The organism is Melghirimyces algeriensis (assembly GCF_900182565.1).
In the GTDB taxonomy this organism is placed as follows: Bacteria; Bacillota; Bacilli; order Thermoactinomycetales; family DSM-45169; genus Melghirimyces; species Melghirimyces algeriensis.
In genome coordinates, this window is record NZ_FXTI01000006.1 from 1 (window position 1) to 12,945 (window position 12,945).

Here is a 12,945-nt window from a genome sequence, read left to right on the forward strand (position 1 = left end):
CTTTGAGATGTTTAACTGCCCTGTGTATCCCAAACTGCGGATCACATTGTATGAGTAAATGCACATGATCGGGCATGATTTCCATACTGGAAATCGTAACTTCCAGCTCTCTTGCTTTTTCTGCGAACAGCTCTTTCAGCCGATCATTTACAGGCGAAACCAGCACTTTTCGTCGATACTTGGGACAAAAACTTGCAGTCGTACACGACATTTCGATTACTTTGAACCGTTCTCAAATTCATCACCTATTGCTAATTTTACAACGAATATTATATAGATTCAATATATCTAATTAAACAGGTGCAAAAAAAGAGAGAAAAGAGGGTCAGGCTTGCGAGAGGGGTAAAAAACACCCCTCCCTCGCCTGACGCTCGCTCTCATCCCCATAGCTAAAGCTAGGGGTTTTCTCGCTCGCAAAGATATTATAAACGATTTCATTAGAGAAAATTACCATCAAAGGAGGCAGGACGTAGCCTGCCTCCTTGATCCCATCATTTCAACCACTGATCCACCAGATCCCGGTTGTCTTTCACCCATTTCTTGGCTCCTTTTTCCGGATCATCTGCCTTTCTGATCTCATCCATCAGGGTACCCAGGGATTGATCATCCATTTCCCAGTTGTTCAGCCATTTTTTCATCTCCGGAAAATCTTTTTCAAATCCTTTGCGGTGCATATATTGGATATTTTCCTTGTCCCCGTAGATATTCTTGGGGTCTTTCAGGTATTTCAGATCATATTCCGCAAAAGCCCAGTGAGGATTCCACAAGGTGACAACGATCGGTTTTTTATCCTTGATCGCCTTGTCCAATTCACTGGTCATCGCCGGACCGGAACTTACAATCAAATCAAAATCCAATCCGTACTTTTCAATCACGTCTTCAGTCATCTTCATGGTACTCGTTCCGGCATCAATCCCGACAATGGAAGGTTTGCCACCCCGCTCAAATTGTTCTTTGTTGGCATTCAAGTCCTCAATACTGTCCACATCCACATACTCTGGAACAACCAAGCCCAGATTGGTTCCTTCGTACCACGTATCACCCAGCACGACATCATCCTTATATTTTTCATAGAATGGCTTGTCCGTATGGGGCAGCCAAATCTCCGGTGAAAAATCCAGATCTCCTGTCGCTACTCCGGTCCACACAGGAGCTTTCTCCAAGGACATCAGTTTTACTTCATATCCTTTTTCCTCCAGTAATACTTTCCACATATTGGATACCGCAATGTTTTCAGCCCAGTTATTCAAGCCAATTGTCACTTCTCCCTTATCCTTTGTCTCTTCCTTCGTCATTCCACTGCTGTACCAAATCAGTCCTCCAACGAGTAAAATAGCAACAAAAATGATGACTTGCCGAGCTTTCCCTGTCATGATAGCGCAATCACTCCTGTATTGTATAATCACTTTATTACCCTAACGAAGTTCTGCCCTTCTGTCAAAAATTTAAACCCAAAAACCTATTCACAGTTATACCTTTAGAATGGTATAATTTTTTGTTTTGCATTTATAAATTACCCTCTTTTTGCAATCCCCATCAAACCATTTCCAAGAGATGATTTCCGTTTCAGGAGATGGTTCGGTTGTGCTATACTCGGTTCAGAACAATCGTCCAGCAATGATATATAGAAAGGGTGCAGGCAGATGGAAATGATGAATGCCAATCAGATCATTGAATTCATTCAGAAAAGCGAAAAGAAAACCCCTGTCAAAGTACATATTAAAGGGGATATAGAAAATATTGACTTCGGAAGCGACATTCATTCATTTATCACCGGAAAGGTTGGAGTCCTGTTTGGAGACTGGAAAACACTTCAGCCCATACTGGAAGCGCACAAAGAACAGATTGAGGATATCGTCGTTGAAAATGACCGTCGCAATTCCGCCATCCCACTTCTCGATCTGAAAAACATTCAGGCACGGATTGAACCAGGTGCCATCATCCGGGATCAAGTGGAAATCGGAAAAAATGCCGTGATTATGATGGGAGCCATGATTAACATTGGCGCCGTGATCGGTGAGGGGACCATGATTGATATGAATGTATCTGTCGGAGGTCGTGGAACCATCGGCAAAAACTGCCATATCGGAGCCGGAGCGGTCATTGCCGGAGTGATTGAACCTCCGTCCGCCCAACCGGTTGTAGTGGAGGATGAGGTTGTGGTTGGAGCCAACGCTGTCATCCTGGAAGGCGTACGCGTTGGTAAAGGTTCTGTAGTGGCCGCTGGAGCCGTCGTGGTGGAAGATGTACCGGAAAACAGTGTCGTCGCTGGCATCCCGGCACGGGTAATTAAAAAGATTGATGAACAGACTCGCTCCAAAACCGAAATCAAACAGGAATTGCGTCAGCTTTAAGCCAAAAATCTTTCAGACTCAAGGGGCCGTGCCAACGGCCCACGAAGTTCAAGGCAAACTGGTGAAGGGGCGATTTCCGTTTCCGCATCTCTTTCCTCCAGCAAAGAAGTGGAGTGAGTCCGCTTCACCCCCTCCGGTCCCAACCAGCGGACAAAAAGAAAAGCAGGTTGTCCGCTAAACGGTTGGTACCTCCAGGGGCTCCGCTGAGTCGTCGGAAAAGGATGCTCCACCGGAAATCCCCCTCTTATTTATCTTTGTCAGCAGTCTCATGGGCCGTGCCAACGGCCCACCTTTTCTATCTGTGCACAAAAGCTTCAGGAGGAGCGCATTATGACCGATTGGAACGCAATGGATGAACAATATCTGATGTCCACCTATACCCGATTGCCGATCGCCATTGCAAAAGCCAAGGGAAATGTTCTTTATGATACAGAAGGGAAAACTTATCTTGACCTGTTTACAGGCTTGGCCGTCAATGTGTTGGGACACTCCCACCCAGCCGTATTGGAAGCTCTTCACCGCCAGGGAGATGCTTTTCTTCATATCTCCAACAAGTTCTTGAATCCCCCTGCGATCCGCTTGGCTGAGAGACTGGTAAAACACAGCATCGACGGAAAGGTCTTTTTTGGAAACTCCGGTGCAGAGGCCACGGAAGCGACGGTAAAGCTGGTTCATAAATGGATAAAAGAACAGGATAACGGAAAAAGCGGGTTTGTAGTGATGAAAAAAAGCTTTCATGGACGAACCCTAGGCGCCATCTCGCTCACCCGACAACCCGGTGTGTTTCAGGATTTTCCTCAGCCGGACATCCCGGTGTATGAGGTGGAACCCAACAACGTGGAAGCATTGCGACAGATCTGTCATGAGAAACAACCCGCGGCAATTTTGGCTGAGCCGATTCTGGGCTCCGGTGGTGTGCAACCACTGAGTGAAGCCTTTATGACGGAAATGGCTCATCTGTGTCATCGGCAAGGGATGCTGTTAATTATGGACGAAATTCAGACCGGGATCGGACGGACGGGCAAACTGTTTGCTCATCAACATCATCAACTGGAACCGGACCTTATTCTGTTTGCCAAAGGAGTAGGTGGCGGGCTTCCATTGGGAGGGATCATTGCCGGACGCAAAGTGGCTCATCTGTTCCGTCCGGGAGACCATGGGACCACCTTTGCCCCTTCTCCATTAAGTGCCGCCTTGGGCAATGCCGTTCTGGATGTCCTGTTGGAGCACGGTGGATTGGAAGAAGGACGGGAAAACGCCGACTATCTATGGAGACAACTTATTCAGCTTCAAAAACGCTTTCCTTCCATGGTGAAGGAATGTCGGGGAGAAGGCATGATGATTGGCATTCATACGGCACTCCAACCCAAACAAGCAAATCAACTGCAACAACACCTTCTGGAACAGGGGATTCTGGTGGATATTACGCAAGGAACCGTTATTCGTCTCTTGCCCCCACTTACACTGACTCCCCGTGAAACGGATACGTTTATCGATCACCTGGAAGCGTATTTTGAATCCATCGTTTAAAGGAGGGAAAACCGATCATGGTTGCACTGACTCACCCGTTTATCAACCTTCGGCGTCAATTGCACCGGATTCCGGAATTGGGATTTGAAGAATTCAAGACACAGCAGGTAATCCTGGACACCCTGTCCCGTTTGCCACAACATCGTCTGGAAATCAAAACGTGGCGAACAGGGGTGCTGGCAAAAGTGAAAGGAACGGCTCCCACCCGCATTCTGGGCTATCGGACGGATATGGATGGTCTGCCTATGGAAGAGGAGACAAACTATGCATTCCGTTCCGAACACCCCGGACGAATGCACGCTTGTGGGCACGATTTTCACATGGCGATTGCGCTGGGAATCTTGACCCACTTTGTGGAACATCCAGTGAAAGAGGATCTTCTCTTCCTCTTCCAACCGGCAGAAGAAGGGCCGGGAGGAGCCTTACCCATGTTGCAGAGCGAAGCGTTTCAAGAATGGCGACCCGATGTATTGTTTGCCCTTCACATTGGACCGGATTGGCCTGTCGGTACCATTGCAACCCGTCCCGGAATCCTGTTTGCCAACACATCGGAGCTGTATATTGATCTCATCGGGACGAGTGGTCATGCCTCCCTTCCGCACCGCTCCAACGATATGGTGATTGCCGCCTCCCAGCTCGCGATGCAGTTGCAGACCATTATTTCCCGCAATATCGATCCCCTGGATGCTGCCATTCTGACCCTTGGAAAAGTAACGATCGGCACCCGGCAAAACATCATTCCCGGAAAAGCCCGCTTGGAGGGAACCATCCGCACACTGTCGCTGGAATCGATGGAGCATATCAAACACCGCATCCGCACCCTTGTTCAGGGCATTGAAACCGGGTTTAACTGTAAGGCAGAGATCGACTGGGGAGCCAACTACTGTCAGGTGGAAAATCAAGCAGACCTGACGCAAGCGTTTATGGACTGGGCCCGTACAGAAGGTGACGTTCAAGTGGTGGAGTGCCGGGAAGCAATGGCCGGAGAAGATTTTGGCTATTTCCTTCAGGAAATCCCCGGCTTCATGTTTTGGCTAGGTGTTGAGACGACCTATGGCTTGCACCATCCGCAAATTGAACCCAAGGAAGAAGCGATACCAATTGCCATTGATCTGATGACTCGGTGGTTGAGAAAAAAGGCAAATTCATCATACTAAAAGCGACAGGGATCAACCCTGCCGCTTTTTTGCTTAGAGATAAGCTTCCATTCGGCTTTCAATCCGATATTGTAACATGGAAACGTTCTCGATCTCTTCTTCCGATATTTTAAAATGAAGCAACTTGTCATCCATGCCCAGGGATTCACTGATGGAGCCAACCAACCCTTTCGCTTTTTTATCGATGATCATAGCCACCTCCAGATCCCCGCCTCTACCAATGAAAGCAATCTCTAATTCATCAAAATGGGAACGGTACTTTCCGCTGGGTAAGAATTCATATTCCACCACATAGGAAGCACTCTCTCCATACTTCCAACCTTCTTCCAAATCCTGTTTGACCCGTCGAAATCCCAGGCCCTGTAGTGCTTCCATCATCGCCTTCGCCTTGGGATGGAAATCCACCTCGATCCGATCGGAATCAGTGGGATCAATCGCGTGCTCAATATCCAGTCCGGTGCGAAGATAGATGGCAAACCCGGACCCACTGACCGGAAGATCCATGGGAAGTTTCCATGTAAACGGGATCTGTTGACGCTCCCCTTCTCCAATAGTGAATGCCTGCGCCAAACGTGTTTGATCCCATCTGATCCGCTTGGTCTCTTCTTTGTCAGCGTATTCAACCACTAGATGCAGGGAAATATCTCCGATTTCCTGAGAAGTATTGCCCCCAACAACCTCCACCTCTCCACGAACCATTTCCCCTTGATGGTAATGGTCCTTTTCCAACCGCGTATCCACCTTTGCCGCCCCAATCCCAATCCGGGCGAGGAGATTGGAAAATGCAGACATACAAACCCCTCCATGATGATATATGTATCAACCGCTTTCCCTTTTATGAAAACATAGGATCCTACAAAGAAAAACCCCCAAACCGTTTGGGTGCTCCTTAGTGAGACTGGAATGATTGAATAGAACGCCTCTAGCTCAGGAAGTATCCAATCTTAATGGCAAGAAGGAAAATGAAGATGAGAAACTCAGTTATATGTATCAAGTTGGATTTGTCCCAGCTGAATCAATGAATTTTTTGCTTAACCATGTGAAGTATAGGGTCGTTTCAAACTTCAACCAACTAATGGTTAACAGTGCATTACGATAAAATGCTTTTGCATTCTCGTGCAATACAAACATGTCGTGAAGCCATTCCATTTTGGATTTTTTTATCACGATCTTTGGATGCTCAACCATAGAAATCTCCTTTCATCAATCGTAGGATTTTCTATTCCTTGAGCTACGCCCGCTGTATACAATCTCTCGTATAAAACATCCCACAAAGAAAAAGCCCCCATAAAGACCCCATACTAGGTGCCTCTATTGGGGGAAGTAGGAATGAATGTCTCCATCAATTAACTACCACCTGGTTCGGCTGCGTTCTGTCTCTCACCCGCCATCACTGTCTCGCTTGATTGATCAAATGCGGTCAAGCTACTTAAAAGGGCAGCAGCTACAACAACGACGAGTAACCATTTACTGTTCCTCAAAGAGATCACTCTCCCCGTTTTTCAATTCCAACTGTGTTTCATACATATTCAACAGGGACTGTTCAAATTCCTTTCGGTTCCTTTCTTCATAACATTGGGAAAGTCGATAATAGAGTCTGTTTTCTGCCTTTTTGTAGTGAAATTGTTTAGCCACCTGAAGAGCCCGCTCATAATAGGGAATTGCTTCTTGTTTCTCATCTTGCTCTTTCCAGAAATCCCCCATCACGCGAAGCGCATAAATCAACTTTGGAGCATCATTATGCTTTTCCGCATTGGCAATCCCCTGTTCAAGAAATGATTTGGCTTCCTCCCATTTGTTTTGCTGAACGCTTAAAATTCCCAGCCATACATAGATATCTGTCAGTGCCTTCTCACTATCCAACAAATGACGAGCGGTAAGAGCGGTGTTAAAACATCGTTCCGCTTTACTCCACTGCTTTTTGGATGTGTACAATGTCCCCAAAATCGTCCACAGGTCAAACATACATTTGTAATGTTTGTTGATTCTCGCCAGTCCCAACCCTTCTTTTGCATACTGAATCGCCTCATCATACATGCCGGTTTTTCGCAGGAGATCCGCCCGTGTTGTATAAAATGTCAGAACGGTTTCTATATCCTTGATTTGATCCATCTTACCCCAGACATCCTGAAGCACATTCAGCCCTTCCAGAGCCCTGCCCAGACGTTCCAGATAGACCACTTTGTTTCGCAACAATACAAATTTGACATACTTGCGACCTCCCTCCTCCTGAAACACGGCCAAGCCACTGTTGGTAAACTCCAAGGCCTTCTCCAACTCATTCTGAAAGTAACAACAAACCCCATACTCTGAAAAGGAGGCGGCCTCTATATTCTCCTTGTCATCATTTTGATTGCATAATCGTATGGCAGATGTAAAACAGCGCTCAGCCCGTTTCCAGTTGTTCATAAACTGAAATGCCTTCCCTTTTAAATACTCCACCCGTGCGGCATAGGGATGACTCTCTTCCAAATCGATGTTTTCCAATTCTGCAAGCGCTTCTCTGGACTTTTTCATCGCAATCACGGCTTCAATCGCCGTCAGATTAAATTCCAGTTCTTTGAACGCTTCCTCCTGCTCCATAAGGATCGAGGGGATCTGATCCATACTTAATCCCATTTTTTCCAGTAAATAATACACCTTGGAAGTGTTCACATGCCCAACTCCGCGTTCAATATTGCTGATGGTAGCGGTAGAAATCTGATCATCTGCCACATCTTCCAACCGAAGCCCCCTGGACTTGCGCACACTTCGAATGGCTTCCCCAATCCCCCTGATTTGTAAGGATTCCACAATAACACCTCTTTATTTTCCACATTCCCTGACTTTATTCTACATGAAGGGATACAATATGGAAATATACTATTTTCATAATTTCAATTCTTAGATCATAAATATCCAGTAGATATCACATATCTACCTTTTATGAAAGGGTTGATATCGATAATCCGAATTAAAGAATCAAGTTTACATCTATATTTATAGAAACTGAAGCACATCGATTCCTTTCGTCTAACCGTTTAAACCTTTGAATTCTGTCTTGCATAATCGCAACCATTCATTTACCCTTACATGAACTGGATGGAAAGGGAGGGTGAACATATTGCATACGATCGGCATTCCGGGCATTTTGATCACATTGGCTATGGGGATCTTTATTTTCTTTGCCGTCAGAACATGGGTTAAAGGTCGTAAACGCCGAAAACAACACCAAGATCACTGAACAAAGAAAGCAACGCTTGCCTAGATTACTTACATACAGCTGCCTCAAAAAAAGAAACCTTGCTCCTCTGAATGAGAAGCAAGGTCAAAAACTGTCCGACTGTTCCTTTTGTCCGTCATTTCCCTTCCAATCGCTGAAATAGTAAAATTATCTGTCTACTTCTTCTCCTATTGATAACCCATATCGCAGTAACATCGATTACTACCACGCACTTATCTCCGGTGTAAAAAGCTTTTAATGAAGGTTTTTGTATTCCATTTTACCTCTAAAGTTAGTCTTCATCTGCTTTATAAACCACAACGATCCAATTGCAAAAAGAAGCAATATGATTTGAGAAATAAAATATTTTCATTTAAAGATTTGGACAAAAGAACCAAGAAGTTGGCTGTTGAGTGTATAGTAATAGCGTAAATGAAGAATGAAATTTTTCTACTCCTAACAGCGTATAAAATTAATAAGCTTAAGGCAATCTGAAACAAAAACACAAATATTCGTTCAACTCCAGTTATCAGAAACATGTAAGAAGATGTATTTACGAGTTGTTCTTTTATGGTCAGTAAAGCGGAATTACTTTCATTTCCCGATGAGGTAATTAACTTATCATAGCTGCCAGAATTTATTCGAAGAGAAACCAATATATTTTGAATATTTGCAAAGCAACTAATTAAAATAGGTCAATTCCTCCATGACCGATACCATAACTAAGACCATCTTTCCAACCTCTGTGATTTTTTAACAAGTATCTAAAGCCTAAAAACCTTCCACTCTCTTCAAACAAACCAGCTGCCAATCCCCCATATATTGCATATAAATACGGATTATTAAACCATTCTGTTGTTTGCAAAATATACAAATTTAAAATTCTCTCTATACTTTGGGAAAATATAACAAAAATCGCTGCTCCGATTAAAATCGGTTTCAATGAAACTTGCTTCTTTTTATATAAATAACTCAAAACGATGATAGGAAAAGTCAAGGAAAGCATGAGTGTCAATATCATAAAAAAAACCGACCAAGAACTAACCAATGTGACTTCTCCCTTCTTTAGATATCACTCCACCATCCTTGAGTTTACGTAAGATATAGCGATTACCACGGAGCCAATCATTAAGGTCAGTAATATTTCTGATTTATACGGGTAATGAATAACACTACTTATCAACATCAGAATTGCCAAAGGAAAAAACAAAAAGCTTCCTGTAATCTTAGCCAGTCTTTTTTTATCTTTGACCCGATGTTGATTAAAGCCCGTTAATAGCCAGGTTTGTTTCCGTATGCCGACCAAGTAAGCCAATACAAGAAGGAGAACTCCCAGCAAAGCTAAATGAGTATCCATCAAAAGCCTCCTTTTATTCGTTTTTTGGTTTGTCTGTTATTTACATAGGCAAAAAAGAACACGGTGCTTATAACGATACTGGTGAGAATAAGACCTTTGTTCTGTATTGGGATCAAATCACCAAATAATGTGATCAATCCAATGATAGATAGGTATAAACTGCTCAATTTCGCTACCTTATTCTGATCTTTAATCAATCCAGCATTTTTTCTCACCACAGCAAACCCCCAGAGTGTTTTCTTTTTTGCTACGACATAAGCAAGGATAAAAAACAGGATGGAAATAGGAATTCCATTATAAACTGGTAAGAATATCGCAAATAAAAAAACCGGAACAACTAAGAACCAATACCTCTTTAACTTTGAATTTTTTACACTGTTAGCCAGATCTTTCGAGGAAACAACTTCTTCCTGCAGTCTATACTTAATTTCTTCATCAGATAAACCTTGAGATCGCTTCTCTTTAACAACGGAATGTAAATGTTCCCTCATCTCATCAATTAAATTCTCACGCTGAGTTTTAGAAAGGTGATTCAACTGACTATCAAGCTCTTCAAGATACTGATTAATGAATGGATCCGTTTTGTCCATGATCTGTATCCAGACCTCCTTCCCTAAGAGTTTGAAGAGATGCATACATTTCCTTGTATTTTTCTATACGATATTCCAAAATAACCCTTCCTTCTTCTGTAATTTGATAATATTTCCTTCTCGGACCTTCATTTGATTCCCCCCAAAAAAATTCAATCCATTCTTTTTCAGTCATCCTCCTCAATATAGGATAAATGGCTCCTTCGGATATGGTAAAGACTGTCGAATGCTTTAAAGCCATCGAGATCTCATAGCCATACATCGGTTTATGACTCAACAAAGAGAGGATCGCCAGTTCAAACATCCCTTTTCGTATTTGTATTAACCATTTGTCTTCATTGTTTGATTTCATCATATTTACAGTATATATCAATGATATGTAGATGTCAATAATATATACCATGACTGACAGAAGCGTTAATTCCATAATATGGTTTTTATTGTATTATAAATATTTTTCGAAAAATTCTCACCCGATTAGCAGGATTTTGGTGAAAATTGTCTAATAAAGATTCTGTTGCTATTTTTATTGTTTATTTACAAATAACATAGCTTGAAAGGTGATGGAATTTGGAAAAGAAAACGATCTACCTATTTGTCTTTTTTTCTATTTTTTGGGGTAGTATTTTCTTGATGTCAATCTTTTCATCTATAGGAGCAACTCCTCTTTCATTAAACAAAGATACAAAAACAGTCTTTGCGTCTGTCTTACCCCAAGGCTGGGGCTTCTTCAGCAAAAATCCGCGAGATATTCAAATCGGACTTTATAAAGCGTCCGATACAAGTCTAGATGTTATTTGGCCCAATATGAGATTAGAGAACATATTCGGCCTTTATCGAAAGGGAAGATCCCAAGGAGTAGAAATGGGAGCTATATTTCAATTAATTCCGAAAAAAGAATGGGTTAAGTGTAAAGATAACGCTGATTTGCACTCCTGTTCATCCAAAACACGAGAATTCCATGTTATTAACCCAGCACCAACTCCACTACTATGCGGAGAATATTATTTTACAAAAGAAGAGATATCTCCATGGAGTTATTCTAAATATAGTGATCCCATAGAAAAAATTACAGAAATGGTTAAGGTGGATGTCAAATGCATAAAAAAATAAGTTTCATTATAACAAAATGGAAAAACCACTTTCCATGGACCAATGTCTATGGTTTAGCCAGAAGCATCATTGCCCTTTCTAGTATGCTTACTCTTCTTTTCAATAGCCCTGAAGTGTTGTTCAAACCTTCTTCCCTTACTAATGATTTTCCCAGTTGCACAACTGGATACAGTATTTTTTGTTTAGGGCAAAACAATTATGTTTATTTAGACCTAATTCGTTGGACTTGTGTTATCTTCTTATTTTTTGTAATTATTGGTTGGAGACCCAGAATTACAGGTATCATCCACTGGTATATATCTTACAGCATGCAGATGTCTTTAGTTGTAATTGACGGCGGGGAACAAGCAGCAGCGGTAATAACATTTTTATTAATCCCACTGACGTTGACCGATCCAAGAAAATGGCATTGGGATATTAATTATGAGGGTGAAAAGCACAGTGTTTACTTCAAGATAATTGCTAATATATCTTATTTTTTCATTCGGCTTCAAGTAGCTGTGCTCTATTTTCATTCCACCGTCGCAAAATTAAAGAACAAGGAATGGATAGATGGAACAGCTGTATATTATTACAGTCACGAAAAGACTGTTGGATTCAATCATTTACTAGGTAATTTATCGGAACCCATTGTTACCAGCCCTTTAGTAATATTGCCAACATGGGGAACATTAATCATACAGTTGGTTTTATTTGGTGCATTCTTTACCCCCAAAAAATACTGGAGCCCTCTTTTTGTTATAGCAATCACTATGCATGAAATATTTGCTCTTATGCTGGGGTTAATTAGCTTTTCAATGATTATGTTCGGAATATTAATTTTATATTTAGTGCCAATAGACAAGAAATTGGAACTTGACAATATACTTTTCAGAAAATATAATCTAAATGGTAAATATATCCTTTTAAAGGAAAAAGGAGGAATTGATTGATGAAAAAAGTTCTCTTGTCGATGCTATCACTAATTCTTATTTTCACCGTGATTCTAGGAAACATTGCTAGTGCAGAAAAAAAGTACAGCGGAGAAGAACTTTTCAAGGGTTTTGTTTTTGCTCAGGGTGAGGTTGGAAAAATGCTACCTGAACTTTTCAACCAATCAATGGTTAAAAACTGAATACACCAGAGGCAAAAAACTATGTCGATTCCCTAGTAGAAAAAATCAAAAAAGAAGACCCCACTTATTTTGACAGGTTTGAGAAAGCAACTTATTCAAAAAAACCTACTGAAATCGATAACCTGTTAAAACATGCGGGAAAAATCATCAAAAAGGACTTGAAAAAAATGGAGAATATATTAGGGAAAAATGGAACGCCTGATGTAGGGTCTCTAGGTACTAAAACATCTGTCGAATCCTATTACTATTACTACTATGCAGCAGCAGCTGCTGCTGCTGCTGTGATCGTTCTAGTCATATCCGCCATTGATATCACCCCTGTGGCCCCAGCAGATAATTTTGATCGGGAGATGGCCATTAGAACCTTAATTGAAAAGGTAAACTAATAGTAAGATGGCGTAAATCCTCTACACTTTTGAGACTTAACAAAGTAGATAGGTAAAGAACCAGTCTGAGTTCCCTCTTTACTATATTTTTTGATAATCTCACCCCGTCATAATTGGCGGGTCTCTCTTTTACAAAAGAATT

At 42.1% G+C, this 12,945-nt stretch carries 15 protein-coding genes and 2 pseudogenes; 7 read left to right on the forward strand and 10 right to left on the reverse strand.

All coding sequences use genetic code 11. The annotated features are described in order from the left end of the window. Both tnpA and FN782_RS09675 read right to left on the reverse strand, forming a co-directional pair. Positions 1 to 242, reverse strand: a pseudogene (gene tnpA / locus FN782_RS09670) (IS200/IS605 family transposase); the annotation flags it as partial. 249 nt (positions 243 to 491) lie between these two features. Then, the gene (locus tag FN782_RS09675) at positions 492 to 1,373 is read right to left on the reverse strand and encodes a glycine betaine ABC transporter substrate-binding protein (RefSeq protein WP_142505600.1); all 882 of its coding nucleotides are present in this window, start codon (positions 1,371 to 1,373) and stop codon (positions 492 to 494) included. Between the two features lie 270 nt (positions 1,374 to 1,643). On the opposite strand from FN782_RS09675, the gene dapD reads away from it, so the two are divergent. After that, positions 1,644 to 2,354 (forward strand): 2,3,4,5-tetrahydropyridine-2,6-dicarboxylate N-acetyltransferase, encoded by a 711-nt coding sequence (dapD, locus tag FN782_RS09680; protein ID WP_142505601.1) that lies wholly within the window; start codon positions 1,644 to 1,646, stop codon positions 2,352 to 2,354. On the opposite strand, the gene FN782_RS09685 is transcribed toward dapD, so the two are convergent. Continuing rightward, positions 2,351 to 2,584, reverse strand: a complete 234-nt coding sequence (locus FN782_RS09685) for a hypothetical protein (RefSeq protein ID WP_142505602.1) — start codon at positions 2,582 to 2,584, stop codon at positions 2,351 to 2,353. The genes dapD and FN782_RS09685 overlap by 4 nt on opposite strands. Positions 2,585 to 2,684: 100 nt before the next feature. Here FN782_RS09685 and FN782_RS09690 point away from each other — a divergent pair, with 100 nt between their 5' ends. Together FN782_RS09690 and FN782_RS09695 are read left to right on the forward strand one after the other, a co-directional pair. Next, positions 2,685 to 3,884, forward strand: a complete 1,200-nt coding sequence (locus tag FN782_RS09690) for an aspartate aminotransferase family protein (RefSeq protein WP_142505603.1) — start codon at positions 2,685 to 2,687, stop codon at positions 3,882 to 3,884. 17 nt (positions 3,885 to 3,901) lie between these two features. Continuing rightward, positions 3,902 to 5,041: an N-acetyldiaminopimelate deacetylase gene (locus FN782_RS09695; RefSeq protein WP_142505604.1), complete on the forward strand. Its 1,140-nt coding sequence runs from the start codon at positions 3,902 to 3,904 to the stop codon at positions 5,039 to 5,041. 33 nt (positions 5,042 to 5,074) lie between these two features. On the opposite strand, the gene FN782_RS09700 is transcribed toward FN782_RS09695, so the two are convergent. The 7 genes and pseudogenes from FN782_RS09700 to FN782_RS09730 all read right to left on the reverse strand — a co-directional run bounded on the left by FN782_RS09700 (position 5,075) and on the right by FN782_RS09730 (position 10,542). Continuing rightward, positions 5,075 to 5,833: a sporulation protein gene (locus FN782_RS09700; protein ID WP_142505605.1), complete on the reverse strand. Its 759-nt coding sequence runs from the start codon at positions 5,831 to 5,833 to the stop codon at positions 5,075 to 5,077. A gap of 554 nt (positions 5,834 to 6,387) precedes the next feature. Then, positions 6,388 to 6,522 (reverse strand): hypothetical protein, encoded by a 135-nt coding sequence (locus FN782_RS17290; RefSeq protein ID WP_281285937.1) that lies wholly within the window; start codon positions 6,520 to 6,522, stop codon positions 6,388 to 6,390. After that, entirely contained in the window at positions 6,509 to 7,834 is a 1,326-nt protein-coding gene (locus FN782_RS09705; RefSeq protein WP_142505606.1) for a helix-turn-helix domain-containing protein, read from the reverse strand. The genes FN782_RS17290 and FN782_RS09705 overlap by 14 nt, the downstream gene beginning before the upstream one ends. 717 nt (positions 7,835 to 8,551) lie before the next feature. Further along, a pseudogene (locus FN782_RS17505) lies at positions 8,552 to 9,264 on the reverse strand (YhfC family intramembrane metalloprotease). Between the two features lie 51 nt (positions 9,265 to 9,315). Next, the gene (locus tag FN782_RS09720) at positions 9,316 to 9,600 is read right to left on the reverse strand and encodes a DUF3784 domain-containing protein (RefSeq protein ID WP_142505608.1); all 285 of its coding nucleotides are present in this window, start codon (positions 9,598 to 9,600) and stop codon (positions 9,316 to 9,318) included. Beyond that, positions 9,600 to 10,190 carry an HAAS signaling domain-containing protein gene (locus tag FN782_RS09725; protein ID WP_142505609.1) on the reverse strand — a complete coding sequence of 197 codons (591 nt, stop codon included), beginning with the start codon at positions 10,188 to 10,190 and terminating at the stop codon, positions 9,600 to 9,602. Before FN782_RS09725 ends, FN782_RS09720 begins: the two co-directional genes overlap by 1 nt. Next, a complete protein-coding gene (locus FN782_RS09730) occupies positions 10,165 to 10,542 on the reverse strand; it encodes a PadR family transcriptional regulator (RefSeq protein ID WP_142505798.1) in 378 nt (125 codons plus the stop codon). The genes FN782_RS09725 and FN782_RS09730 overlap by 26 nt, the downstream gene beginning before the upstream one ends. 218 nt (positions 10,543 to 10,760) lie before the next feature. On the opposite strand from FN782_RS09730, the gene FN782_RS09735 reads away from it, so the two are divergent. The 4 genes from FN782_RS09735 to FN782_RS17600 are packed head-to-tail and all read left to right on the forward strand — an operon-like array spanning position 10,761 to position 12,803. Further along, positions 10,761 to 11,303, forward strand: coding sequence for an SdpA family antimicrobial peptide system protein (locus FN782_RS09735; RefSeq protein WP_246064912.1), 543 nt, complete (start codon positions 10,761 to 10,763; stop codon positions 11,301 to 11,303). Next, positions 11,288 to 12,235, forward strand: a complete 948-nt coding sequence (locus tag FN782_RS09740; protein ID WP_142505610.1) for a sporulation-delaying protein SdpB family protein — start codon at positions 11,288 to 11,290, stop codon at positions 12,233 to 12,235. The genes FN782_RS09735 and FN782_RS09740 overlap by 16 nt, the downstream gene beginning before the upstream one ends. Then, a complete protein-coding gene (locus FN782_RS09745; RefSeq protein ID WP_142505611.1) occupies positions 12,235 to 12,417 on the forward strand; it encodes a sporulation delaying protein family toxin in 183 nt (60 codons plus the stop codon). Before FN782_RS09740 ends, FN782_RS09745 begins: the two co-directional genes overlap by 1 nt. A 44-nt stretch (positions 12,418 to 12,461) precedes the next feature. Beyond that, a complete protein-coding gene (locus FN782_RS17600) occupies positions 12,462 to 12,803 on the forward strand; it encodes a sporulation delaying protein family toxin (RefSeq protein WP_484177359.1) in 342 nt (113 codons plus the stop codon). The last annotated feature ends 142 nt before the right edge of the window (positions 12,804 to 12,945 follow it).

What these genes read in the sequence shown, in the direction of transcription:
- FN782_RS09745 (WP_142505611.1), top strand. Translation starts at nt 12,235, where the DNA reads ATGAAAAAAGTTCTCTTGTCGATGCTATCACTAATTCTTATTTTCACC.
- FN782_RS09675 (WP_142505600.1), bottom strand. Translation starts at nt 1,373, where the DNA reads ATGACAGGGAAAGCTCGGCAAGTCATCATTTTTGTTGCTATTTTACTC.
- dapD (WP_142505601.1), top strand. Translation starts at nt 1,644, where the DNA reads ATGGAAATGATGAATGCCAATCAGATCATTGAATTCATTCAGAAAAGC.
- FN782_RS09700 (WP_142505605.1), bottom strand. Translation starts at nt 5,833, where the DNA reads ATGTCTGCATTTTCCAATCTCCTCGCCCGGATTGGGATTGGGGCGGCA.
- FN782_RS09695 (WP_142505604.1), top strand. Translation starts at nt 3,902, where the DNA reads ATGGTTGCACTGACTCACCCGTTTATCAACCTTCGGCGTCAATTGCAC.
- FN782_RS09740 (WP_142505610.1), top strand. Translation starts at nt 11,288, where the DNA reads ATGCATAAAAAAATAAGTTTCATTATAACAAAATGGAAAAACCACTTT.
- FN782_RS09720 (WP_142505608.1), bottom strand. Translation starts at nt 9,600, where the DNA reads ATGGATACTCATTTAGCTTTGCTGGGAGTTCTCCTTCTTGTATTGGCT.
- FN782_RS09725 (WP_142505609.1), bottom strand. Translation starts at nt 10,190, where the DNA reads ATGGACAAAACGGATCCATTCATTAATCAGTATCTTGAAGAGCTTGAT.
- FN782_RS09730 (WP_142505798.1), bottom strand. Translation starts at nt 10,542, where the DNA reads ATGAAATCAAACAATGAAGACAAATGGTTAATACAAATACGAAAAGGG.
- FN782_RS09690 (WP_142505603.1), top strand. Translation starts at nt 2,685, where the DNA reads ATGACCGATTGGAACGCAATGGATGAACAATATCTGATGTCCACCTAT.